Consider the following 25,108-nt stretch of genomic DNA (forward strand, 5'->3'; position numbering starts at 1 on the left):
TCCGCCGTCAGTTCCGGACGGTGCAGATAGCCGCGCGCCAGGCCCGCACCACCCACATACAGCTCGCCGACGACACCCAAGGGCAATAAATGCAGACGAGCGTCCAGCACATACACCTGCACGTTGGCGGCAGGACGGCCAATGATGATCGGCGCTCCAAGCTGCAGTTCCGCCGTGCTGACGCACACCGTATTTTCCGTTGGTCCATAACCGTTAAAGATACGGATTTTTTCCAGCCAGTGCTGTACCAGCTGCACGTTGCTCGCCTCCCCCACCAGAGCAATATTTTCAAAAGCATAGGCCCGATCCCGGTTCAGATGTGCCAGCAATGCCGGCGGCAGGGTCGCATGGGTGATCTGCTGCGCCACCAGATATGCTTCCAGCGCGGCAGGATCATGGCGCTGCGTCTCCGTGCAGATATACAGCGCCGCGCCTTTCAGCAAGGCCGACACCCATTCAAACGTTGCGGCATCAAAGCTCAGCGATGCAAAACACAGCATCCGGCTGCCTTCCCTGATACCGAACAGGTCCTGCACGCCCAGATTCACCAGGCCCCGGTGTTCGATCATCACCCCCTTGGGCTGGCCCGTCGAACCCGATGTATAAATCACATAGGCCAGGTGCTGTGCACCCTGCCCGGCACAGCGCACCAGGTTGGCCGTGCCAGATGCCTGCAACGTCGACAGCATCTCGGGTGTATCCAGGCTCACCACGCACAAGCCTTCCCGCTGGCCCGCAAAACGGCTCACCGTGGCGCGCAAAGCCTGTTGCGTCAACAACAGCGCAATGCCGCTGTCTTCGGCCATGTAGGCCAGGCGTTCCTGCGGATACGCCGGGTCCAGCGGCACATACGCGCCGCCCGCCTTGAGGATCGCCAGCACGCCCACCATCATCTCCAGGCTGCGCTCCACGCACAGCCCCACCAGCACGTCCGGACCGACACCGCGTGCCCGCAGCGCATGCGCCAGTTGATTCGCCCGCGCATTGAGCTGCGCATACGTCATCTGCTCATCACCATAGACCAGCGCCACCTGCGCTGGCGTGCGCGCCACCTGCGCCTCGAACAGCTCATGGATGCAATGCTCCTGCGGATAGTCCGCCTGCGTCGCATTCAGCGTCTGCAGCAGGTACTGCTGCTCTGCACCTGTAATCTCCAGCAATCTTGAGTACCGCACCTGTGGCCGCTCAACGAGTGCCGACAGCAATATAGAAAAGTTGGCAGCCATCCGGCTGATCAGCATTGAATCGAACAAGTCCGAATTGTATTGCCACCGCAATTCGAATCCCCCGTCTGAGGGCGTCACACTCAACGCGAGCTCATATTTCGCATACAAATCGATTTCTTCAACGGCGGAGACTTCAAGGTCATCCAGGTTTACCGTTGGCACATCGTAATTTTGAAGCGCGAGCAGCACTTGAAACAACGGTGACACTGACATATCGCGTACCGGTTTCAATGCCTCAACAATCTTATCAAACGGAAAATCTTGATGTTGGTATGCCTCGACTGCTGTAGTCCGTGCCTGAGCAAGCACATCCAGGAAGCAAGGATCGCCAGACATGTCACCACGCAATACCACGACATTGACGAAGAAACCGATCAGATCGGTTACTTCCGCATGACGCCGATTGGCAATGGGCGTGCCGATCACGATATCAGTGTCGCCGCTATAGCGCGCCAACAGCAGGGAAAATACCGCGTACAGGCCCATAAACAAAGTGGCATCCTGTTGATTGCACAGATCCAGCAAAGCGCGGGCCACGTCAGGCGCTATGTGTGACTTGAAGGAAGCACCGGCAACACTCATGCGGGAAGGGCGAACACTTGCCAGTGGTAAATTATGAACCACAGGTGCCCCATGCAGCCGCCGCGTCCAGTACGCCTCGTCCTCGCTGCACACACCGCTTGCCAGCGTTTGGCGTTGCCAACGCGCATAGTCGACGTACTGCGCTGGCAGCGCCGGTAAAGCATTGCATGAGCCGTGGAAATGCCCGTTATAAAGGACAGATATTTCCTTGAGTAACACGCCCATCGACCAGCCATCGGACGCAATATGATGCACCGTCACTTGAAGTATCTGTGCATTCGGGCCGGTCCGTATAAGCGACACGCGCATCAGCAGATCCGCAGCCAGGTCAAATTGCTTAGCCGCCTCGGCATGCAAGTGTGCCCGGAGTGCCGCTGCTTCGTCCATAGCATCAGCACAATCATGTTCTGCGATGCGGAACCCCTTCGCCTGGCGCGTCACCTGCAAAGGCTCTCCATCCATGCCTGCGTAAAAAATCGTACGCAAACTATGGTGACGCTCAAAGATATCCAGGCATGCAAGATGCAGCGCATTCCTATCCAGCAACCCCGTAATGCACATCGTCACGCAAATATTATGCTGAGCGTCCGCCGCCTTATCTAACTGTGCCAGAAACCACAATCTGCGCTGCGCATAGGAGAGTGCAGCAGGCTCGGCAGCGAGTTCGGGCCGGACTACCAGGGCGGAGACTTGCACATTGCTAGCTTGGTCAATTAATACTGCTAATGCGGACAGTACAGGACTAGTAAATATCATTACCAGCGACAAATCGACATGCCATTGCTTACGGATTTCCACCAGCAGTCGCGTGACTGCCAGCGAATTGCCTCCAAGGTGGAGAAAGTTGGAATTGGCATGCACACCGGGACAATCGAGAATCTCGTGCCAGAGCCTTGCAAGCTGGTGTTCAGTCTCCGTAAGCAGCGGAGCATAATCATGCTCTGAGAAATCCAGGGCACTGAGATGTAAAGGGGTCAGCAGTCCGTCGGAATACGCCGACTTGATCTGCGACCGCATCACCTTGCCGCTGGTGGTTTTCAGGACCGCCCCAACGGCCGTAAAGACGATCTCGCGTATCAACACGTTAGTGGCGGAAAAAACACTATTCCGTATCGTGGCGGCAAGAACATCGAAACTGCAACTCAAAAAGCGCGGGCGCACCTCCTGAACATAAACGACATCTTCCGTACCATCGCCTGGCACGCCGAATGCCACGCAGTCGCCTGCGGCCTCATACGGAAGTGAGCGTCGGCCGCTATCTTCAATATCGTGAGGGTAAATATTACGCCCCTGGACAATCAAAATATCCTTGAGTCTACCAAGTATGTAAAGCTCGCCATCGGCAAAAAAACCCAGATCGCCAGTCCGGAGATAGGGTCCGCTGCCATCTTCGGTAAAGGCGTCAAAACTCGCCTGGGAAAGCTCCGGCTTCCCCCAATAACCCCGAGAAATACTTTTACCGCTTGCCCAAACTTCACCTACCAGATAGTCGGGCATCTTTTTCAACTGATCGACAACTACAATTTCATGATTTTCTGCCGCAAAACCACAGGCAACGATATGCATGGCCCCCGGCTCCGTGCCAGCTACCGGCAAGGCCCGGCCACCTTGCAATACAGTACCATCCACGGCCATGATGCGCGGTGGTTCAAGCAGCTCACCGGCGGACAGGAAAACCGTCGCCTCGGCCATGCCATAGGCAGGCATGAATGTACTTTCCCGGAATCCTGCAGGTGCGTACACCGCTGCAAAATTCAGCAAGGTTTCGCTGCGAACGGGTTCGGCCGCATTCAAGGCCACGCGCCAGCTTCGTAAATCCAGGCCATCCATGACGCTAGCGGAATATTTCCGCACGCATTGATCATAGGCAAAATTAGGCCCTCCGGAAAAGGTCGCTCGATATTTGCTTATTACTTGAAACCAGAAAAGGGGATTTCTGAAAAACTTGAGCGGAGAAAAGATAATAGAGCGCGCGCCCGCATAGAAAGGAAGCAAGATGGACGTAACCATGCCCATGTCGTGGAATAATGGCAGCCAGTTCACAAAGACATCGCCATCATTTGTTTCAGTGGCAGTCCCGAGAGCCTGTACGTTAACGACGATATTCTCGTGGGAGATCATCACGCCTTTCGGCGACCCCGTCGATCCTGAACTGTATTGCAAAAATGATAAATCCTCGGCGGCTGGAAGAGAAAGCTCCATTGCAGCCACAACATTTGTCCGGATATCGGAAAACAGTAAAAACAGCAAATTTTCTGCTGCAAACTCTGCTTCTTGCCCTTGACTCAGCCGGTCCCCTAGAATAGCGAGGCGCGGGGTGCAGTCAGCAATGACATTTTTCACCTTGCCGCCCCGGTCGTTGGTCTTCGGCGGATACAAGGGAACAGCCACCAACCCCGCATACAGGCATGCCCAATAAAGTTGGATATATTCAAGCCCTGATGGCATCAACAGTAAAACCCGATCACCTTTTTCTGCAAGTTGCAACAGACCATGTGCCAATCGTCCAGCCGATTCATGTAGCTGTCGATAACTTAAATTTGACTCCGCGTCTAGGTCTTCCAGATACGTGTAGCAAATTTCATCGGGGTGCAAAAGCGCGCGTTGCTTCAGCATTTCTACTATTGTGAGCATCTATTGCCTTTAAATCACTTAAAATTGAACAAGAATTTTAGCAAGCAAAAAACTTCCGGAAATAAGAAACAGTTAGACTCCTAGCATTCGACAGCCACCTCCGCAACTCCGACATCCTTCAGTTCGACGTTTCCGACACCACCATTTTCCATCGTGACAATCTGATCTGCATATTTATAATAGCGATCATCGTGCGATATAACGATGATTACCTTATTTTTTCTTTTCAAATCAGGCAATATTTTCGTATAAAAAATCTCTTTAAACCTGGGGTCTTGATCTGCAGCCCATTCATCAAAAATACATATATCCCGGTCTTCCACCAACATAACCAATAGCGCCAAGCGTTTTTTTTGACCATCAGATAAATTTGTAGTCGTAAAGCAATCCCCGACCATGGAAACTTTTTTATCCAACTCAAGGTACTTCAAATATTTTTCTATTTCACCAATACGCATTTCACCCTGATCAATATATAGTCGTTTGAAAAGATAATAATCAGAAAATATCGCAGAAACAAACCTCCTGCCAGATTCAATATTCGCGCCATCGATGATGGTTTTCCCAAGTAAAATATTTCCACTTGATGGATAGTAGTGAAAAGAAAGACATTTGCTCAAGGTCGATTTTCCAGATCCATTACCTCCAACAATAAAACTAATCTGACCTCGCAGAAATCTCAAATTAACGTTCCGCAGTCCGAAGTCATTTTCATTTTTACTATATGAATAGCTCACATCGCGAATCTCCATCCAGTCCCATGCCGGGACGTCGACGGAGACATTATCAGAAACACCAACAGTTATCTCCTGATAGAATTCATGTAATTTTCGTAGTGAAATTTGACCACGTCTGACAGTTCCCATGGCACTCAGTATCAAGCCAACCGGTCCTACCAGATATAACAATGCCATCGCAATTCCCAATAACTCATTGGACGTCATCGCAAAGATATACCTGAAATAAAATACGACAATTCCAATAACTAAAAATGAAATCACCTCACCATAACTTTGCAGAAAAATAACAAACAAATTTCCTTTAAGATTATCGCGCAAAGAATTATTTTCAGGAAACAACAACTCCTGCTCAAAATAAGCCTCATATTTTTTATGATTCAACTTTAATTCTTTTGCACCATAAACCAAGCCACTCACCCCTTGCTGTACAAAATCATAACTCTCCCGAGAGTTTTGAAATAGCCGCGTCACAATCATCAGTGGTATCTGATACGTCAGGATTGCAATCACCAAGGCCACCATGACAAAACAAAAAACTCGCATATTCAAATGTACTAGGTATCCCATCACCCCCATCACCGTGACGATGCTGATCCATATTTGTGGCAATCCTACGGCCCCGGCAGTGATTGTTGGAATATCTATATTCAATATATTAATGAGCCTAGAATGGCCTATTCTTTCCAAGTCAATCAACTTCAACATGCCGATGCGCCGATACAACCAAAGCCTGTGCTGCACCGAAGCCTGATTCGCCACATACATAGACAGAACAGTGAATAGTCCCTTCATAATCACGATGAACAAGCACGTCGCAAAAAATGCGATCGCCAAGGTCGAAGTAGGTGTCTCAGAAAAAGATGGAGCCACCAAGGTTCTTGTTTCAGCTACATCCACATCGGTGGAAACCGAATACATCAAGAATGGAACCAACAACGAATATAAAACCCCGGTTATCCCTCCTAGTACAATGGAAATGAAGAATATATTTGGCGATGACTTCCAAAAAAGATCGCTAAGACGCTTGAGCTCCATGAGGGATTACCTATTTTCTTTAGTCAACGGCAAGATGAATAACTGCTTTTCTGACATGCTACGATTGACGCTAGGCAAGCTTCCCGGCTGCTCCGAGGGGATTTGGAAACGCGATGGGTACACTCCAGGAGTAGATACATTAGGTTGTGGCCTCTGGCCATCTTCAGTACCGAGGTCAACGAGCCAACGATCCCCTGCCGCATTGCCACGCACGCCAGAAAACTGCCTGAAAACCCCATCTATGGATTGGTCTTGGCGTATACACGTCCAGGTAAAGTCATGCGCGCGAGCATCCGAAGCTGAGGCGAGCCTATTTAGAAAACGATTGGCCGCGGGCAATTCTCCAATGCTTCCCTCGCCACGATGGCGACCCGCCTTGCAAAGTGAGGCAAGATTCCAATCACCCTCATTTGCTCCAATCAACATAGTCAAATCCGCCAGTGCAGCCGCCAGAGTCTTCTCCAGCAAACCATCGCAGCTCGCCTGCGATAAGCGCTTGTCCACGTTGCACCACTGCTCGCCGCGTGCCGTCATCAGATGTTCGGCAAGATCACCAGCGACAAGGTAAGCATCCGAAGGCTCTTGTGCAGGACCGTTAACGGCTAAACCACCCAGGATGACCTGGCGTAAACGTGAACGCCATGCTACATAGATGGCAGGCAACATCCCTTCCTCAAGCAAACGCCCATCCCACTTTTTCAACGCTTGCAATACGCCTTGTTGCTGCGCAGAGGAAGGCTTGACGGCTCGCATCCGCATCAACGCCGCTTCGGAAGCCAAGCCAGGTGCATAATATTCCTGTAGGGCAAGTATTCCCGTGGATGAGATATGCTTGCCAGCACCGCCTGCAACGAATGGACTGGATGGTAAACCTACGCGTGCAGCAATAGCAGCGGGGCCGGAACTCCATGATTGCAGTTGAGAAAGTGTGTTTTTCTCAATAACTAAAAAACCTTCCGGGGGATTGACTGCCCTAGGGATAGCGGAATAGTCCATAAAACCTTGCCACACCGGCCGAATGCCGCCGCCACGGATGGGTACCTTGCCATTGCCGGACGATCTGATCGGATAACGACCAGGAGCAAGGTAAGCGATATTTCCATCGATATCTGAGTAGAGGAAACTGTAGACGGGGGTTACATACGTCGACAGGGCCGAATCGAAATCGCTCCAATTAGCGGCATGATTCATCCCCATCAAGCCTGAAAATGTCCCCCCCATATCATCATCCCCAGTCCATCGCAAGGTGAGCACCTTGTTTTCCGAAACACCTGGAACGTCGCTGATCACCACGCCGTTACGGGTACCTCGCACAAGAATTTCTTGTGGCCTGGAGGCTGGACGCAAAAATTCCTTTTTTAACTGAATCGTATCGAGATCGAGCTTCATTTCCTCGTATACGTCACCCACTTTATATTGATTCCTGTTCAGTGGATTAATTTCTTCGAGGATTAGATCCTGCGTATCAGCAGTGGCTCCGCTAAGTGTCCATGCAACTCTTGCATTCCGCCCGAAGAAAAAAATGGGCAGGCCCGGCAGGGTAGCCCCAGAAATAACCAACCTGTCACTTTTCATTTCAGAGAAATACCAAGAGACAGGAAGTGATGTGGGAGGGAAAATATCACTCCCCAGGATAGGGAAACCATGCGCACCCCATGCACTCGCGAAAACCCAACCACGATAAGCAATGCTATTACGCGGTGCGTCTTCCGGCAAGCCGATAATTTTTGAATTGATATACTTTTTACTGAGCGCCGTTCCATTCGGACGGAATGCATCGGCCATATCACTAGGCATTCCTGGCAGCAACTCACCGGCCACATCAATTCCATATTTATTAGTCAGTAATAGGCGGCGAAGTTCATCACTTGCATTACCAGAAAAATTCCAAGCCATCAACTGAAGAAGAACTAGAGAATCGGCTGGAGTCCAAGGCTCTGGCTGAAAACCATTTATATAATAATCAAGTGGCAAGACCCTAGCCTCATGAATTCCGGAATTTACGCCATCGACATACGATTGCAGTAACACCTTGTTCTTGGCGTCCAAATTCAGCCAGATTTTTTTTGCATTCGCATACAGCCTCAAATGCTTCATGAGCAGATCGGAGGCATATGCTCCCTTACCAAAGACCTCACTCAAGCGCCCCGCTCCCGTTCGACGAAGCATTTCCATTTCCCACAGCCGCTCTTGGGCATGCAACAGCCCCAGTGCAAAATACGCATCATGTTCAGTGATTGCCTCAATGCGCGGCAAGGCCCCTTCAGTGCGATAAATACTGGCAGGGGCATTCAATCCGGCAAGATGCAACTCGCCACTTCTAGTTGGACCGCCGCGCAATATAAATATAGCCAGGATCAATAGAAATAAAAGAACAGGCATTGCAACAAACAAAACAAACCGGTTCAAAAACGGAAATCTTTCCCAAAAACTCGAACTCCGCAACATCAAATGCAGTCCTTTTCTTTTGAAATACTATAAATTCCCGACACCAAAATTCATAAGTGCAACAGGATACACTATCAAGAATGACAGTCCATTGAAACGGAATTAATTACTGTTTCTTACTTTGACAACCCACCCAATGGCAAGGCGTAAATTTCCATATTTCCCCACTCGTGCTTGCAGCATGCACCACTCGTCACCAGGTTTTCTGCATGCCTTGCTTCAGATCGAAAAAACGCTATTGTCTTTTTTGAATTTTAATGTTATACATTAAATATTCAAATCTGGCAATAGTTTATTTCAATCGAACGATGCTCCTGTCTGGGCCGTATTTTTGCGAACAGCAGAGAGCGATAGAGTGATAGTTGGTCAACTATTGGACGTATACTCAGGAACACAGAAATTTGTAAGAATCTTTACAATTTTCATATCGTGCAACAGAACAAGACACCTTCATTCCCACTTTGTATCGACGTTAGCCACTCGCCAAAAATTATATTTTAAGAAATTGGAAGAATATGATCAGCAAGAAAATTGAAGAAGAATCAACCCTTAGTTCCAAAGAACTCTGCTCTTGGGATTTGTCCAAAACGCCTAATTACAAAAATGCCTTATCGATTCCTGAAGTATCTGCCGCCGATCTTAATCCGCAGGACTTCTATCGCAATTACGTTGCATTAAATAAACCCTGCCTGCTGCAAGGTGCCGCAAAACACTGGCCAGCGTACAAGAACTGGCGCTCGCTTGAATACCTGAAGCGCGAGACAAAAAACCCGGCCATGAAAGCACGGGTTGCGCCCGCATCGGAATATGCGCATATGGCTGAGAAGGACATAGTGCCCACCTTACAGCAGCACAATATCGACATTTTCCAAGAGCTGACGTTTCATGAATTCCTAGATCGCGCCAGTACAAAATCCGAACAATTGGTGTTGCATAGCATCCCATTACTTCCTGATCATGCATTGGGGGAGCTCTGCAAGGATCTCAGCTGGTATAGTTTCCTGACGGAATGGAAGGGTTCCCGGATGTATCCTCGCTTTCGTGCCTTCTTTTATCGCAATTCCTACACAGATTGGCATTTCCACCCCACGGATGAAGCCTTGATGACGCAGGTTGTAGGTAGCAAGGAAGTATTATTATTGCCGCCAGACAACAAAACATGGGATGCGCTCTATCCGCCAGCCACGAAAACCGGATATTTATACAATGTCGATACGGAAAAGTTTCCGAAAATTCAGGCCGTCATGCCATATCGTGTCACGGTCAACCCAGGCGATGCCCTCTACATTCCGGTTTACTGGTGGCACGCAGTCGCATCTGCCGATGACCATTTTGGAATTACCGTCGCATCCACGTTCAAGTCGCCCGTCCATGTAAACGGCGACCTTCGTTATCCCGGTGCACGCTACATCATGCGGCGGTTTCTGTTTACACGCTTCGCCCCAATGATGCTAACTGGCGTCGCCTATGCCTATGCACATCGCGTATACAATATATTTAGCAAAAAGCGGCTCGCTTGAACAAGGGTGGCGTTCAACAAGAAGTGGCCTTCCCCTGCGGCCCCGGCCCCTTCCGTTTGACTCAACAGCGTGCTGCGGCCACAACTGAATCGCCACCATTAGCTTAGACTCTCCTGATCCATAATTCCTGAAAAAGAAGAACCGATGATCATGCTGAGGCCTGGGTGTCCTGCCAAGCACTTGGTGTGCGATCTCGTAGCTACCTGAGCCAACGACGAGATCGGGTCTGCCCGCGCCCTGGCGATCCCTTGGCACGTTGCAAGACAGTGCCGCCAATCCATAAGCGAGAAAGATAATCATGTTGGATAAGAAATGGTGGCATAACGCCGTCGTGTATCAGATCTACCCACGTAGTTTCCAAGACAGCAATCACGATGGGGTCGGTGATCTGGCCGGCATCATCGGCAGACTGGACTACCTGCAACATCTGGGAATCAACCTGATCTGGCTGTCGCCGGTGTACCGGTCGCCGATGGACGATAACGGCTATGACATCTCCGACTATCAGGATATCGCCGCTGAATTCGGCACATTGGCCGAGATGGAGCAGCTGATCGCAGAGGCGGCCAAGCGCGACATCCGTATCCTGATGGATCTTGTGGTCAACCACACCTCTGACGAGCATGTTTGGTTCGTCGAGGCGAAGAAATCCAAGGATAGCCCCTACCGTGACTACTACAACTGGCGCAATGCAGGCGCCGATGGCTCCCCGCCCGACCAGCAACGTTCGTATTTTGGCGGGAGTGCATGGGAATACGATGCCGCCAGCGGTGAATATTACTTCCATCTTTTCTCGAAACGACAGCCGGACCTGAACTGGGAAAATCCCCAGGTACAGGAAGAGGTGCATCGCATGATGAACTGGTGGTTGGACAAGGGCATCGGCGGCTTCCGCATGGATGTGATTGATCTCATCGGCAAACAGGTCGACCAGCAGATTATCGCCAACGGTGCACAACTGCACCCGCTGCTGCAGCAAATGCACCAAGCGACCCTGGCCGCACGCGATGTAGTGACGGTGGGCGAGACATGGAGCGCCACCCCGGAGATCGCCAAGCTGTATTCCGACCCGGCGCGTCAGGAGCTGTCGATGGTCTTCCAGTTTGAGCACATCACCATGACCCACGATGCCAAGGAGGGAAAATGGAAGCCGCGGCCATTCGATCTGTTTGAATTCAAGCAGATCATCAGTAAGTGGCAGACCGAGCTGGCCGATGCCGGCTGGAATTCACTGTTCTGGAATAACCACGACCTACCGCGCGCCGTATCCAAATACGGAGATCCCGGCCGCTATCGGGTCGAGTCGGCCAAGATGCTGGCCACCGCGCTACATTTTCTCAAGGGCACCCCCTACGTCTATCAAGGCGAGGAAATAGGCATGACCAATGTCCGTTTCGATTCCATCGACGACTATCGCGACATCGAATCGCTCAACCTCTACCAGGAACGCACGGCCGCCGGCGTGTCACCGGAGACGATGATGGCCGGCATCCACGCCAACGGACGGGACAATGCACGCACCCCAATGCAGTGGAACAGCACGGACAACGCCGGTTTTAGTAGTGGCACGCCATGGCTAAAGCTGAATCCAAACTACCCCGAGATCAACGTCGCGGCCGCGCTGGATCAACCCGATTCGATCTTCTTCCACTACCAGAAGCTGATCGAACTGCGTAAGCACTGGGACGTCATGGTTTACGGAGAATACCTGCCGTTGCTGGAGCAGCACCCGCAGGTGTTCGCCTATCGGCGCAGCTTGGGAAGCCAACAGCTGGTTGTCGTCAACAACTTCTCCGGCGAACACGTCGAACTGGATCTGCCGGCGATGCTGCACGGCATTGCCGGGCAAGGCTTGATCAGCAACTATGCCCAGCGTGACAGCTTGACCGACCACCTCAGCCTGCAGCCATACGAATCGTTTGCGATCGCGTACGATGCTGTGCAATCACATCGAGTCGCGCGATCGTCTGGGTAAATGGCGCTGGGTGGTCGAACGCACACTGGACTGGCTGCACCACTTCCGCCGATTACGCATCCGCTACGAACGCCGTGCCAATATCCACCGGGCGTTTCTCTCGCTTGCCTGCATACTCATCTGCTAGAGATACATTCAGCGGTTTTGTTAGGCGTTCTTAGTGAGTCAGTGTTTGGGCCCTGTAGTCTACCTGATCGACCTCCGACGGGTTGCTAATACGGCAGAACCCAAAATCTTCTCATCCTAAAAAAATAACAATAAGAATCATTGCAATAATGACACTTAATACAAATCCCCAGTAAAATTTTCTTTGAAAATCAGACATTTCATCGAGACGTTCTCCCAGATCTTTCGTAAAAATATCTTTATATAATTCTTTTTCACTTTTTTTACTATTCATTTTATTTTCTCGGAAATTTTTTAAATATATAGCTCACTGGTGTATAGCCAAATCCCGATATGCCTGCGAAAATTGTTATTACAGTGGCCCCGTCATAAGAGTGGGCAATTGTCCTCTAATCCTTCTAAAATTCCTAAGTAATGATTGTATCTGCTCCGCCGATGATATATCCAACCATTGCTATCATGGGGAATCCCGTTGACGGGTGAATCGCCACCAGCAGCTTAGACTCTCCTGCCCCATGGTTCTTGAAAGATGAAGAGCCGATGATCGGGTTGAGACCTGGGTGTTCTGCCAGGCGCCTCGTGTTCGACCTCGTAGCTGCCTGATCCAACGACGAGATCGGGTCTGGCCTGTCTATCTCCCCTGCCCTGCAGCGGCTATGCATGATTACTGCACACGCTTCTCGAACACTTCTTTCATGACTGGCACCGACGAGAACGCATTCGGCCAGCCAGCATAGAACGCCAGGTGCGTGATCGCTTCGGACGCCTGGGGCTGGGTCAAGCCGTTATCCATCGCGCGATTCAGGTGGTAGGCGATTTGGGGGAAATGCCCTGACGCGATGAGCGCGCTGACGGTAGCTAAGCTGCGGTCACGCGGCGCCAATCCTGGGCGCAGCCAAAGGTCCTTAAAAAGAGTATCTGTGGTGAACTGCACTAGCCCCGGTGCGACCTTGCCAGCACTTTGCTCCGCCATTGCCGCGCGCTGCGCTTCCGCAATCTCGTCGATCTTCAGGAAAGTAACTGCCGCACCTGGTAACGACCCCGGAGCCACAGAGCGTCGCTCAAAGATCGGTTGCGCGATGGTGACCGCCGACATGGCTGTGCCCCAACCGGAATAGAAAGCCAGATGCGTAATGATTTCGGAGATTTCCTCTGCGTTCACGCCGTTGTCGAGCGCGAGATTCAGATAGAAGCCAACCTCCGCAGTTTGGTTGCGTGCGATCATGGCCGATAGCGTAACGATGCTGCGATCACGTTTCGACAGGTCCGGCCGTTCCCATAAGTTTCCGAACAAGACATTGTCGCTGTAGCTGTCAAGTGCTGGTGAAATGGCCTGCGTGGCTTGCCGCGCTTCCGACGCTGCGGCGTTCGTTTGTTGATTCAGGTCTGTCATGGAATGCCTTTCAATGAATGATTAATCGCTGGTGCGCGTGGCCAATGTAATGGACGGTCCGAAAGTCAACAGCGGTCCAAGTTCTTTCATCACGTCGGCAACATGGGGATGCGTCGCGTGACTGTTGACCGCCGCCTCATCGACCCAACCGTCCAGGATGAAGAAGGTGTTCGGCGTGTCGAGCCGCTGGTACAGGTCGTAATACAGACACCCCGGCTCTGCACGTGCCGGCTCCACGAATCGCAGAATCAGGTCGCGTACGCGCTCGCGGTCCTTCGAGTCGCAGCGCAGTTCGCAAATGATGTGGCGTTCGTTTGATTTAGCATTGTTCATGGCTCGCCTTTCAGTTCTTGCCAGCGTAGACGCGCGTCATGCCGCCGTCGACGATTAGGTCGATGCCGCGAATGTAGTTGTTCGCATCGGACGCCAGGAACACGACGGCATTACCGATGTCGCGCGTGGTGCCGACCCGTCCCGCCGGGATCTCCGTGGACACACGGGCCACGTAATCGGCCACGTCCTGGTCGCTCATTTTCTGTTCCTTACCGTAACCCTCGGTGGGAACAACGCCGGGGCTGACGGTGTTGACGCGGATGTCGCGGTCGCGCAAGTCTGTGGTCCAGCTGCGAGCGAGCGAGCGTACTGCCGCCTTGGTCGCGGCGTAGACACTGAAGCCTTTCAGGCCCATATCGGCGGTGATGGAGGCGTTCAGGATGACGGATGCACCGTCGCGCAGCACCGACAAGGCAGTTTGCATCGTCAGCACGACGCCTTTGACGTTGATCGACAGCTCGCTGTCGATCTGCTCTTCCGTCAGTTCCACCAGTGGTGTGGCGTGTCCGCCGCCTGCGTTGGCGAACAGAATGTCGAGCTGGCCATGCGCCTGCTTGATGGTGTCGGCCACGCGCTGCATATCCGCCTTGACCGACGCATCGGCCTGGACGCCGACGGCGCCCTTGCCCAGCTTTGCCACGGCGGAGTCGAGCACTTCGCGGCGACGACCGGTGATGTAGACGGTGGCGCCAGCTTCGAGTAGGCATTGGGCCGCGCCAAAGCCGATGCCCGTCGTGCCGCCAGTGACGAGCGCGATGCGCCCGTTGAGGGTATTTGTAACCATGATATTTCCCAGAGTGGAAGAGAGCGGTGCGCGCCCTGCGGTGACTACTGTCAGGCCAGACGCGCGGTAAATGGGACTGCTTAGCGGTTGATGGACTTCATCATCTGCGCGTTGTAGCGCTCGCCTTGTACCGGCACCCTTGCAAGCACGTCTGCCAGCGCCTTGAGGTCTTCCGGGGTGAGAACAACATCGGCGCCGCCGACGTTCTCTTCTAGGCGGTGCAGCTTGGTTGTGCCAGGAATCGGCGCAATCCACGGCTTCTGGGCCAGCAGCCAAGCCAGGGCTACCTGTGCCGGCGTAGCATTCTTGCGTGCGGCGACTTCCCCGATAAGGGTCACGAGATTATGGTTGGCCTCGCGGGCTTCATCGGCAAAGCGCGGCAAGTTGTTGCGCACGTCGCCTGTTGCAAAGGTCGTGCCGGCATCGATCTTGCCGGTCAGGAAGCCTTTCCCGAGCGGGCTGAATGGAATGAAGCCAATACCCAGCTTTTCCAGCAGCGGCAGGATTTCGTGCTCTGGCTCACGAGTGAACATCGAGTATTCGCTCTGCAGGGCCGATACCGGCTGCACGGCATGGGCACGGCTGATGGCATCCACGCCGGCTTCGCACATACCGAAATACTTGACCTTGCCCGCGGCGATCAGGTCGCGTACGGCGCCAGCCACATCTTCCATCGGCACGTTTGGATCGACACGGTGCTGGTAGAACAGGTCGATGCAGTCCGTTTTCAGGCGCTTGAGCGACTCTTCGGCGACCTGCCGGATACGTTCGGGGCGGCTGTCAAGGCCTGCGGCAGGGTTGCCGTCCTTGAAGCCAAACTTCGTGGCGATAATGACCTTGTCGCGGAACGGCGCGACTGCTTCGCCGACCATCTCTTCGTTGGCCTGGCCATACGCTTCGGCGGAATCGAACAAGGTCACGCCGCGCTCGTAAGCAGCACGGATCAAAGCGATGCCATCACTTTTATCGGTGGCCGGGCCGTAACCAAACGTCAAACCCATGCAACCGAGTCCGATCGCCGACACTTCCAAACCACTATTTCCCAATTTACGTTGTTGCATGCCGTACTCCTGAAAGTGCCGGCTAAGGAGGTGTGGAGGTAGCCGGCAGAACCTATGAACGAACTATAAGCTTGCACGATCCCTGCGAGAAGCCATATACTTCGATTGCTGATATGCAAAATTTCGATAAATGGAACGAATTAATCTCAACAATGTGGCAGCGTTTGTCGTCGTTGCGCGGGAGCGCAGCTTTACCCGGGCGGCCGCCCAGCTCGGTCTATCTCAGTCGTCCTTGAGCCATACGATCAGCGCGCTGGAAGCGAAGATGGGGATGCGTTTACTGACCCGGACGACGCGCGGTGTGTCACCCACCGAGGCTGGGGAGCGCCTGTTGGCTAGCGTCGGCCCCTACTGCGAAGCCATCGAGTCCGAGCTGGCTTCACTGAGTGAGGAGCGCGACAAGCCGGCTGGCACGATCAGGATCAGTTCGCACGATCATGCGGTTCGAACGATCCTCTGGCCGAAGCTATCCAAACTGCTCCCCGCTTATCCAGACCTAAAAGTCGAGTTTTCGATACACTACGGGCTGATCGACATCGTTGCCGAACGATTCGATGCAGGTGTGCGAGTAGGCGACCAGGTAGCCAAGGACATGATCGCTATGCGGATCAGCCCGGATTTCAATATGACCGTGGTCGGCTCGCCTTCTTATTTTTTGGCGCGAAAACCGCCGTTGGCCCCACAAGACCTGACGGAACACAGTTGCATCAACTTGCGCCTACCGACACATGGTGGGCTGTTTGCATGGGAGTTCGAGAAAGCAGGTAAGGAGCTGAACGTTCACGTGCAAGGCCAGATCATCCTGAATACGTCGCCGGAAATCGTGACAGCTGCGCTGGAAGGGTATGGCTTGGCCTATATACCGCAGGATGTTGCTGACCGGCACATCGCATCTGGCCACCTGTTGCAGGTGCTGGAAGACTGGCGTCCGACCTATCCCGGCTACCATTTGTACTATCCGAGCCGGCGCAATGCGTCGCAGGCGTTTTTGCTTGTGCTAGACGCGCTGCGTTTGAAGGCCAAATAAGCAGAAGTGGCGAACGACCGCTACCGGGTGGAAGCGGACGGTGCCATTAGGGTAAAACGCCATCGGTCGCTTGGACTCTCCTGATCCATAGGTCTTGAGCGTTGAAAAACCGATGAATCGTGTTTGGAGCCTGGGTGTCCTACCAGACTCCTGGCGCGCGATCTCCTAGCTGCCTGATCCAACGGCGAGATCGGGGCTGAGTCTATCTCCCCTGCCCTGCAGACACTCCTACCGCGCGCTAGCAAAAGCAGGCCTTCCCTAGCCATAACTGCCGGCGAAGGATGGCATAGCTGGCCGAGGCAACAGCAGAGCGCCTGCTTCTGAGCGCTACCTCGGCACAGTTGGCTACGATAGACTAGCCCGTCATTAGCTTCGTGCGCTCGGCCAGATCGGGGACTTTGCACGCTGGCAGTTGAGTTGCGCTCATGGCCAGCGCGACATGGCACCAGACGGTGTCACGCCAAAACAGAAGCTTGCCTTGGCCGCTTAACCTCTACTTTTAGTCCAATCTAAAAATGGGGGGATTACCACAAGACGTTGCCCAACAATCTTGAGTTCATCAGCCAGATCCACGTACTCAGTCCACGGCGCCTCTGCATTCCACGGAAGAAATTGCCCTTCAAAGCTGCGCCAGAATACGCATCGAAATTCAAAATAGAGACGAAACCAAGCTCCGTTGAATTTTAAGTAACTTACATTCGCGGGCACAGGCGGTTCACCTTTGATATGCAAAGACTCACAGACGAAGCCCTCACATATCGATTCCGTCCAATCTGGCACGCTTCCATTAATTGTCAATTCGAACTGCTCTGTTTGAGTCATCGTGTTTCCAATGCGCTTGCCGTGATCGTCCGCTTCTGGCCGCCAGCGGCCCATGAGCATAACGAATTACCAAGCGAGGAAAGTCACGCATTGTCACGTCAACGCAACTGGCTGCTTCTGGCCGGTTGCCGTCGTTGCCAGGTTACGCGCCAATGCAGCCGTTCAAACAAGGAAAAACTAACGGCTCAACGCAGCGCTGCATTGAGCGCATAACCCTTCAGAGTTCACCTCAAGTGGCGAAAAGTAGCGTCTTAAATTCTGTCCTTTGAAAAGAGGATCATCATTCGACGGCATCTCGGGCTTATAGCCACCGAACTGGCAGCAGGCGCACGTATTCATCCAGCGCCTCAGATCGGGGTACATTGCTAGATACCCCGCTCCGTCTGCGTACCTTGCACTCATTTGCACCTCAAAAACCGTTATAGAAGACGTCCGCTCTTGGCCGATAGCGGACGACCTGCATGGCTTAGTGTACGAACTTGTTGCTTTGAGAGCAAGGGGAGGTTGGATAGGCGCTTGAAACCAGCTAGATGTGAAAACGGCCGCAGAAAGCGGCCGTATCGTTGAGGCTAGGCGGTGGAATAAAAATCCCATTGCCCCAAGTTTGCCCCAAGTTTGCCCCAAGTTCGTATTTCGACAGTATGGGAAATACTAAGTCATTGAATACAAACGAAAAATTTGGTGGGAAGTGCAAGTTTCGAACTTGCGACCCCTGCAGTGTGAATGCCAGTGCCATCGAGTTTTTGCAGTGCTCTCATAGGGGGAATTTTTCTTTGGGTGCCATTGGACGCCACTGAATTGCACCCGATTACACCCAAATTACACCCACTCTTCTCGCGCCCCCAAAAGCCCCGCCCGTCAACCCTTGCGTTTTCTCAGCATGTCGTTCCAAATAAATCAATAGGATACCGTTAATGAATTGCGAATTTAGAGCCGCTGCAGTCATCACTTCACGTTTCGTAGATAACTTGTGTTAGCGGCTCTAAAAGCCAAGTCGAATACAGGATAATGGCAAGCGCTGCAAGAACACCAGCGACTATTAATGCCAACTCCAGGAAGATCATCAAAAGTACCCCGCTTCGCTAAGCACTCGCCACCCACCTTTACTTTTCAAATAATCCAACGGACCTGAAAACTCACCTGGGTCATCGTATTCCATCCCTCCCGGCAACATACTCTGGGAAGCCATTGCGTTTCACCCAGGCGTATAGGCTATGGATACTCACGCCAACCCGCTCTGCGACTTCGCTAACCGGGCGCCCGCGCTGCGCCACTTGCTTGACCGCAGCAATCTTGAATTCCTCTGTGTAGCGCTTTTCGCTCAGACCTTCTCCTTGTATCCGTAATTATGCTTCAGGAGTGTCTACGATTGTCGTGGCGATTCAGGTATATGCCACCACTACATTTACGCAAAAAAAATCAAGATACCTATCGAAATATCTCCTTAATTAATAATTAATTTTGGACAACCACTTAAACCTTTTTTTGATATTTGAATCCATTCATTTTTTTCGGCCAAGTAGTTAACTATGACGGTATTATCAACCAAACAATTTATTTTTATTTTCGATGAGACAAAAACATTTTTCGGCGCGTAAGTCGTTAAATCATAACGCCAATTATTTTTATTTTTTAAAAAAAAGTTCTCAAGATCGACAGTTTCATTTTCACTAATAATTTTTTTTCGAACCTCGATTCCATTATTGTATTCAATATACTCCATATACCTTGGCAAAGAATCAATTGAGAAGTCCACCCTATAAAATGATAAAAAATTCATTAAAATTGCTTTTACCATAAAAATGGTCATTTTTATCTCCCGATCCTTCTATTAAGAATAATATTTCTTATTTCATTAAATTGCTTTTGAGAATAATCTCTGCAATTATTCGATACAACGTTATATGGCCCAGTATACGAAAGCTGTCTCTTTAGATAATTTTCGATAAAAACATCTTCCTCTCTATTTGTTCTAAATACCTCTTGAATTTTTGTAAATGGATCATTATCCGTATAGACGATACCGCTACCAGCCTGCCTTGGCGATGGGTCAACCCCGTATGCAGCCCACATACCTTGCATCGGTGCCGCGCTACTAGTCATGCCAAAACTCTGTCCATAGTGGCCATTTGGTGTATCTACAGCAATTTTTTGGTGAAATCCTCCAACCTGCGCAGTATTTCCAAGATACAAATCCAGCCCCGTCGGATCTATATATAAAATCGGGTTACCCATTACATAAGCATAGGTATTTGCCCCTCCCGCCAACCCAATCGGATCACTCTGCAAATACCGTCCCAACGACGCATCATAGTAACGATGCCAGTTATACCACAAGCCAGACTCGGTATCGTAATACTGTCCAGGGAAACCAACATTCATGCCGCCGATATTGTCGACGATGACAGTACGGTCGAAGGCGGCATTGGTGGCACGCCAAGCGATGGCACCAATGCTGTTGGTCAGCACCTCGGGACGTCCCAGATGGTCGTTGTGGCTGGCATAGAATTGGCCACTACGCGCCACGCCCAACAGTTCGCCACCGAGCCACACATAGCTTGTGCCCACTGAATTCAACTCCGCAAGCAGCTCTCCTTGCGGGCCATAAATCGCGAAAGTGGCAGTTCCCGCGACGTTACGATAAACACGTTGATTAAGCGCATTGCTGCGATACGCTGAAACAGTTCCATTGACGTCAATGCCAAAAATACGATTGAATACATCGTACATATAGGTACGACTTCCATCATGTCGCGACTCACTGACCACATTCCCAATTGCATCATACGTAAAATGACGGAACAGACCATTACCGCTCCATGAGAGAAGTCGGTTACTGCTCGCATCAACCGCAGAATTATAGTCAATCCCCTTGCGACTGTGCCCCATGCGATTTCCTGCCTGATCAATGGCAAAAAATTGTGAATCACCGTCGCGCCATATGCTCGTTACCCGATTCGCCATGTCGTAATCGAGCACCTGCGACTGAGCCGGATTTCCATAGTCACTTATCTGCGTCAGATTGTTAACAGGACTATATCCAATTTCGACATGCTGACCGCCCCCATAGATCGAGGTCGTACGCCCATCCGCATCAAAAGCAACCTTGCGTGGCATGTTATTTCCAAAACGCCAGGCATATCGCTGTCCACTCACGGGCTGATACAGGAATGAGTCGGCAATAGTGCCCCAGGCACCTTGACTGGTAATCGAAGCAATGCGCCCGACACTGTCATAGTGATAATTGATCACCACACCAGTCGGATAGCTCATGCTTGTCAGCCGTCCTGCCGCATCATAATTCCAGCTTGTTGTGTGTACTCCACCATAAATGCTATTAACTTGCTGAACAATCTCTCCTACCGCGTTATAGGTATAAGCAGTCTGTCCCGTATCGTCATTGAAGCGTGTGAGGCGCCCCTTGCCATACGTTCCTTCATCATAGGTAAATGTCTCTACATAACCGTTGCTGCTGCGGGAAGTCTTACGTCCCAATACATCCCAGGCATATTGAATGACAATACCCGCTGCATTCGTTTCATTCACGAGGCGTCCTGCACTGTCGTAGACATATGTAGTCGTTCCCGTATCAGGGCTGATGATGCTGGTGACTTGGCCGAAACCATTATAGGTATAGCGTGTTTGCAACGGACGAGGATCGGTCACCGACTCCAAATTGCCGCGCGAATCATATTCCATGGTCGTTACGCCACCGTCAGGTGCGGTAGTGTGCACGAGACGATTGGCCGCGTCGTACTGATAAGAAGTAACACGACCTTGGGCATCCGTGCTGCTGATTAGGTTCCCATTGTTATCATAGCGCTTGTCGACTCGCTGTCCATTATTGCCCAGCTGTGTATAGGGGCGCCCCAGTGAATCAAGGAAGGTGCCACTACTAAATTCCGTCGTAGCTACGGCGACGGGCACCGAACCCTGGAGCTCCGCATAGTTGCGCGGAGAGCTGGTTCGTACGCTATTGTCAGACATATTTACTGCTATACGCGCGCTTTCACCGAGTGCATTACTGACATACTCCAGCCTGCCTGCCGCGTTGTATTGATAGCGAGTCACACTGCCGTCCGGATAGCTAATGGTACTTATTTGACGATCGTTTGTATAGGTAAATCTTGTGGTTTGAGTTCCATTCTTCGTTATAGATAAAGCATTACCCAATTCGTCATATGTGTATGTACTGATGACACCATTAACATCAATATATTTTCCTGGGAGGCCCAAGCCATTGTAATCAGACCAGCTGCTTTTTTGATCGAGCTCATTAGTAACGCTGGAAATATTTCCTCTAGCGTCATACACAGTTGTTTTCTTGAAAACTCCTTCAGGCAATACATTCGATATGCTTCTAGAAAATCCTACTGGAAGAATATTGTAATCATATAATTTTTTGCGTTGTGCGCCAGTTGATATATCCGTATGAATTTCGCTAAGCATGTCCCCGGTCGCATCGTAAGTATAGTTTTCTCGTGCATAGATTTGATCGTTGGAGTCTAGTAAATCAACTTGTATAATATTATTTCCATCCCATGTATTAATTTTGCTGATCTTGCTGGAAGTATTTTCATTTTCTACTATTTTTTTTAGTTTTCCAGAGGCATCAAAGCTGCTTATGCTTGTATTGCCATTCCAGTCTGTCTTGGTGGCAACGTAACCTTTAGCATCATAAGTTGTAGATGCACTAGATAATGGGCATGTCGAAGTGCCTTGACGTGATATTGTTGTTATCTTCAACTCACCCAGCACTAATTTATTTCCATAAATAGTGGATTGTCCGGTTGTGCTTGTAACAGTAGTTTGATTCTGCCCATATGTAAATGTTTCTCCTTCTTCGCCGCCTTCTAATACGCTGCTTTGTACTTTTCGGTCAGGATAGTAGGTATATTTACTATAACGCACCCCATTAATCAATATTCCAGTTAATAGAGTTGGGTCGCTTGATTCGTATAAATACTCACGAATATTGGGATTTGATCCAGGGGAGACGACTTTAATAAGCATACGTCTGGCATTATAAAAATAACTCCAGATATTTCCAGCCGGATCTGTAGCCGTGGACACCAGCGAATTGCTGCCATAAGTAAAGGAAATTGATTTTCCAAAATTATTTTTTACATTTGAAAGCATGGAATTCTGATAGGTAAAATTTATTGTTTCTCCAGATATATTGTCGGACATAAATAAAACATTTCCAAATCTATCAAATTTGTAGGTTTTATTATTTTGATTTAAGGTGTAGAGGTAAGGGTAACCAAACTCAAGTTGGCCAGTAGAAACTGCACCACGCACGGCATATAAGTAGTAATTTTCTTCACCGCCATGAGGTGTATAAACAAATGAAACTCCGCTGGGATCAGTAAATGTGATATTGGATGGTATGCAATTCCCAGAGGTGCAATATGCTGGCCCGAGTGCTAGTCTAGGGCCATCCCAAGTAGAAAGCCAATTTTCCCCAAATAAAATTCCTTTGTTATTGATGCTTCGATAGGTTCTCTGCAGGCTAAGCCCATATTCTCCTGCGGAGATAAAATCTTGTTCTTTTTTGTATTTTTCCCCCGTAGTGATAACTACAGGGTGAGGTGAGGAATTGCAATCATCGTTTAGGGAATTATCTGCACTTGGAGGTAGCGCCGCACCTTTTGTAGAAAATCCGCCAGCTGTAACAATATTCCATTTTGATTCCATCTTCGGCGCAGGTAAAAATTCGAATTTACTTAATAGTGGCGCACTTATAAACATTTTTTTAATTGGATCATCCGCTATTGCAGCTCCGATAAAGAAGAAATAGAAGAATAGGAAAATTATTTTTTTCATTGAGTTTCAATTTAATTGAGATGTAAAATTCCAATGTTACCAATTAAACCATCAGGAAATATATCGAATTGTCACTATTGTTAATTTTTATAAATACCTTATTAACAATTTGCATAATTGGAAAATTTTCTATGTGTTTTATCCGATGCGCTTAAGGCTGATCAGCGTTCTGCCCTACTGTGCCACACGCCCCCTCACAAATGCTTGGCATGCCCGGCCAATCGCGGCCACTTCTTCCGTTTGCAGGATCAAGGCTTGAATATCTCGCGCCACCGCGTCAGGAAGTATCCCGCCGGCGGGATCGGCTGCAGCGCCTCCTTCGGCGCCACCGGCACCGGCCGAGGCGGCAGGTCCAGCACTTGCACAGAAGGCGGGCTTGCGCATGCGCTCAGCAGCAGCAAGGCGAGCGCGTACATCGTTGATTTCTTCATCGTAGGCTTTCGTGATGGCCAGCGCGGCGGCGGCCTGTTGCCTGGCTTGTGCCAGGTTCTCAGCGGCGCGCTGCGCCACCACCTTCGTTTCTGCAGCAGCCCGGAGCTGCTTGTCAGCATCCCATTGGGCCTGCACGGCTGCACGGCCCTGGGCGTTGCCAAGCATGCGCTGGTACAGCATGCCGGCGCCCGCCAGCAAACACACCAGCACGGCGCCGTACAGCCAACACGGCACCTTGCCCGCAAGTCTGGCCAGCGCGCTCACGCCAACACCCGCTTGGCCACCGCGAACAGCGCCAGGCGCTCGGCCAGGCCGTTCGTGCCGCCGTTGACGCGCCGCGTCACCTTCACCTGGTCGCCCGCATCGGCCAAAGCGTTCAGTCCGTTCGCCTGCCAGAACCAGCCAGCCGAGCGGCAGGCGTTGACCGTCTGCTCCAGCAGCTCGGGCTTGGCCAGCAGATCCAGGCCCAGCGCCTTGCCGCAGGCAGCGTAGTTGGCGCGGCCGGTCACCTGCAGCAGACCACGGCCCTTGAAGCGCACGCCGTCGCCACGCTGCGTATTGCCCAGGTCGACGCGACCTTCGTAGGCCTGGCCGCTCGCCAGCTCGCGCACATACACCAGGCTGCCGGACTCGTGGCCTACCTGGGACAGGAACGACGCCTGGCGCGCAGGCGTGGTAATGCCGAATTCCACCATGGCCGCATTCAACGGCACCAGGAACGTACCCGCGCGCGGGCGCGCGTTGGGCAGGATGGCCAGCAGCTGGCCCAGCGTGACGGCGCTCACATCCCACCCCGCACGTCACGGACGACAGCGGCCGCGTCGCGCGCCAGCTCGCCGATGTCCTTGTCGCGGCGCTTGTCGAGCCAGCGTACCGTGGCGCCCAGCACCCACCACGCGGGCAAGCCGGCGGCCACCATCAGCGGCGCGGCGATGAACAGGAAGCCCAGGGCCGGGTCGCTGCCGTACAGCACGGCCACGGCGCGCGCGCTATCAAACAGGCCCGGCATCCAGTTGCGCACGACCACAACCAGGGCCGGCCCCATCAGGGCGGAAAACAAAATGGTGACGAAGAAGCGCACGCCCGCTTCCTTGGCGGTTTTTGGCCACATAAACATGAATCCCAGTGAGGTTGCGGCAGCGCC

At 51.5% G+C, this 25,108-nt stretch carries 17 protein-coding genes, 1 tRNA gene and 2 pseudogenes; 4 read left to right on the forward strand and 16 right to left on the reverse strand.

Features of this window, described 5'->3' with window-relative positions:
* The 3 genes from AC07VL_RS27285 to AC07VL_RS27295 all read right to left on the reverse strand — a co-directional run.
* The coding region (locus tag AC07VL_RS27285; RefSeq protein WP_494808639.1) for an amino acid adenylation domain-containing protein at positions 1–4,424 on the reverse strand (4,424 nt) is incomplete at its 3' end.
* Between the two features lie 98 nt (positions 4,425–4,522).
* Positions 4,523–6,217: a cyclic peptide export ABC transporter gene (locus AC07VL_RS27290; protein WP_494808640.1), complete on the reverse strand. Its 1,695-nt coding sequence runs from the start codon at positions 6,215–6,217 to the stop codon at positions 4,523–4,525.
* Between the two features lie 6 nt (positions 6,218–6,223).
* The gene (locus AC07VL_RS27295; RefSeq protein WP_494808641.1) at positions 6,224–8,665 is read right to left on the reverse strand and encodes a penicillin acylase family protein; all 2,442 of its coding nucleotides are present in this window, start codon (positions 8,663–8,665) and stop codon (positions 6,224–6,226) included.
* Between the two features lie 515 nt (positions 8,666–9,180).
* Here AC07VL_RS27295 and AC07VL_RS27300 point away from each other — a divergent pair.
* From AC07VL_RS27300 to AC07VL_RS27310, 3 genes and pseudogenes are all read left to right on the forward strand, one after another.
* The gene (locus AC07VL_RS27300; protein ID WP_494808642.1) at positions 9,181–10,185 is read left to right on the forward strand and encodes a cupin-like domain-containing protein; all 1,005 of its coding nucleotides are present in this window, start codon (positions 9,181–9,183) and stop codon (positions 10,183–10,185) included.
* Positions 10,186–10,483: 298 nt separating this feature from the next.
* Entirely contained in the window at positions 10,484–12,160 is a 1,677-nt protein-coding gene (locus tag AC07VL_RS27305) for a glycoside hydrolase family 13 protein (protein ID WP_493047501.1), read from the forward strand.
* Positions 12,135–12,287, forward strand: a pseudogene (locus tag AC07VL_RS27310) (transposase); the annotation flags it as partial. The gene AC07VL_RS27305 and the pseudogene AC07VL_RS27310, both read left to right, overlap by 26 nt.
* 111 nt (positions 12,288–12,398) lie before the next feature.
* Here the strand turns inward: AC07VL_RS27310 and AC07VL_RS27315 are convergent.
* The 5 genes from AC07VL_RS27315 to AC07VL_RS27335 form a co-directional block, all read right to left on the reverse strand.
* Positions 12,399–12,560: a hypothetical protein gene (locus tag AC07VL_RS27315; protein ID WP_494808643.1), complete on the reverse strand. Its 162-nt coding sequence runs from the start codon at positions 12,558–12,560 to the stop codon at positions 12,399–12,401.
* 390 nt (positions 12,561–12,950) lie between these two features.
* Positions 12,951–13,679 (reverse strand): carboxymuconolactone decarboxylase family protein, encoded by a 729-nt coding sequence (locus AC07VL_RS27320; protein WP_494808644.1) that lies wholly within the window; start codon positions 13,677–13,679, stop codon positions 12,951–12,953.
* A 21-nt stretch (positions 13,680–13,700) separates the two neighbouring features.
* A complete protein-coding gene (locus AC07VL_RS27325) occupies positions 13,701–14,012 on the reverse strand; it encodes a putative quinol monooxygenase (RefSeq protein ID WP_493027871.1) in 312 nt (103 codons plus the stop codon).
* A gap of 10 nt (positions 14,013–14,022) precedes the next feature.
* Positions 14,023–14,796, reverse strand: coding sequence for an SDR family oxidoreductase (locus AC07VL_RS27330; RefSeq protein ID WP_092797981.1), 774 nt, complete (start codon positions 14,794–14,796; stop codon positions 14,023–14,025).
* Positions 14,797–14,876: 80 nt separating this feature from the next.
* Entirely contained in the window at positions 14,877–15,857 is a 981-nt protein-coding gene (locus AC07VL_RS27335) for an aldo/keto reductase (protein WP_092797982.1), read from the reverse strand.
* Between the two features lie 130 nt (positions 15,858–15,987).
* On the opposite strand from AC07VL_RS27335, the gene AC07VL_RS27340 reads away from it, so the two are divergent.
* Positions 15,988–16,884, forward strand: coding sequence for a LysR family transcriptional regulator (locus AC07VL_RS27340; RefSeq protein WP_092797983.1), 897 nt, complete (start codon positions 15,988–15,990; stop codon positions 16,882–16,884).
* A gap of 486 nt (positions 16,885–17,370) precedes the next feature.
* On the opposite strand, the gene AC07VL_RS27345 is transcribed toward AC07VL_RS27340, so the two are convergent.
* The 8 genes and pseudogenes from AC07VL_RS27345 to AC07VL_RS27380 form a co-directional block, all read right to left on the reverse strand.
* Entirely contained in the window at positions 17,371–17,766 is a 396-nt protein-coding gene (locus tag AC07VL_RS27345) for a hypothetical protein (RefSeq protein WP_494808645.1), read from the reverse strand.
* Between the two features lie 619 nt (positions 17,767–18,385).
* A tRNA-Val gene (locus AC07VL_RS27350) sits at positions 18,386–18,512 on the reverse strand.
* Positions 18,513–18,884: 372 nt separating this feature from the next.
* Positions 18,885–19,031 (reverse strand): annotated as a pseudogene (locus tag AC07VL_RS27355) (transposase); the annotation flags it as partial.
* A gap of 119 nt (positions 19,032–19,150) precedes the next feature.
* Positions 19,151–19,516 (reverse strand): hypothetical protein, encoded by a 366-nt coding sequence (locus AC07VL_RS27360; RefSeq protein WP_494808646.1) that lies wholly within the window; start codon positions 19,514–19,516, stop codon positions 19,151–19,153.
* Between the two features lie 2 nt (positions 19,517–19,518).
* The gene (locus AC07VL_RS27365; protein ID WP_494808647.1) at positions 19,519–23,532 is read right to left on the reverse strand and encodes an RHS repeat-associated core domain-containing protein; all 4,014 of its coding nucleotides are present in this window, start codon (positions 23,530–23,532) and stop codon (positions 19,519–19,521) included.
* A gap of 174 nt (positions 23,533–23,706) precedes the next feature.
* On the reverse strand, positions 23,707–24,228 hold the full coding sequence (locus tag AC07VL_RS27370; RefSeq protein ID WP_494808648.1) for a hypothetical protein: 522 nt from the start codon (positions 24,226–24,228) through the stop codon (positions 23,707–23,709).
* Positions 24,225–24,749, reverse strand: coding sequence for a glycoside hydrolase family 19 protein (locus AC07VL_RS27375; protein WP_494808649.1), 525 nt, complete (start codon positions 24,747–24,749; stop codon positions 24,225–24,227). The genes AC07VL_RS27370 and AC07VL_RS27375 overlap by 4 nt, the downstream gene beginning before the upstream one ends.
* Positions 24,746–25,075, reverse strand: coding sequence for a hypothetical protein (locus AC07VL_RS27380; RefSeq protein ID WP_494808637.1), 330 nt, complete (start codon positions 25,073–25,075; stop codon positions 24,746–24,748). The genes AC07VL_RS27375 and AC07VL_RS27380 overlap by 4 nt, the downstream gene beginning before the upstream one ends.
* Positions 25,076–25,108 lie beyond the last annotated feature (33 nt).

It is taken from the genome of Janthinobacterium sp. GW821-FHT03C08, assembly GCF_059420905.1.

Excerpts from the sequence above, each read along its gene's own strand:
- AC07VL_RS27290 (WP_494808640.1), bottom strand. The coding sequence starts at position 6,217 with ATGGAGCTCAAGCGTCTTAGCGATCTTTTTTGGAAGTCATCGCCAAAT.
- AC07VL_RS27295 (WP_494808641.1), bottom strand. The coding sequence starts at position 8,665 with ATGTTGCGGAGTTCGAGTTTTTGGGAAAGATTTCCGTTTTTGAACCGG.
- AC07VL_RS27300 (WP_494808642.1), top strand. The coding sequence starts at position 9,181 with ATGATCAGCAAGAAAATTGAAGAAGAATCAACCCTTAGTTCCAAAGAA.
- AC07VL_RS27305 (WP_493047501.1), top strand. The coding sequence starts at position 10,484 with ATGTTGGATAAGAAATGGTGGCATAACGCCGTCGTGTATCAGATCTAC.
- AC07VL_RS27315 (WP_494808643.1), bottom strand. The coding sequence starts at position 12,560 with ATGAATAGTAAAAAAAGTGAAAAAGAATTATATAAAGATATTTTTACG.
- AC07VL_RS27320 (WP_494808644.1), bottom strand. The coding sequence starts at position 13,679 with ATGACAGACCTGAATCAACAAACGAACGCCGCAGCGTCGGAAGCGCGG.
- AC07VL_RS27325 (WP_493027871.1), bottom strand. The coding sequence starts at position 14,012 with ATGAACAATGCTAAATCAAACGAACGCCACATCATTTGCGAACTGCGC.
- AC07VL_RS27330 (WP_092797981.1), bottom strand. The coding sequence starts at position 14,796 with ATGGTTACAAATACCCTCAACGGGCGCATCGCGCTCGTCACTGGCGGC.
- AC07VL_RS27335 (WP_092797982.1), bottom strand. The coding sequence starts at position 15,857 with ATGCAACAACGTAAATTGGGAAATAGTGGTTTGGAAGTGTCGGCGATC.
- AC07VL_RS27340 (WP_092797983.1), top strand. The coding sequence starts at position 15,988 with ATGGAACGAATTAATCTCAACAATGTGGCAGCGTTTGTCGTCGTTGCG.
- AC07VL_RS27345 (WP_494808645.1), bottom strand. The coding sequence starts at position 17,766 with ATGCTCATGGGCCGCTGGCGGCCAGAAGCGGACGATCACGGCAAGCGC.
- AC07VL_RS27360 (WP_494808646.1), bottom strand. The coding sequence starts at position 19,516 with ATGACCATTTTTATGGTAAAAGCAATTTTAATGAATTTTTTATCATTT.
- AC07VL_RS27365 (WP_494808647.1), bottom strand. The coding sequence starts at position 23,532 with ATGAAAAAAATAATTTTCCTATTCTTCTATTTCTTCTTTATCGGAGCT.
- AC07VL_RS27380 (WP_494808637.1), bottom strand. The coding sequence starts at position 25,075 with ATGTGGCCAAAAACCGCCAAGGAAGCGGGCGTGCGCTTCTTCGTCACC.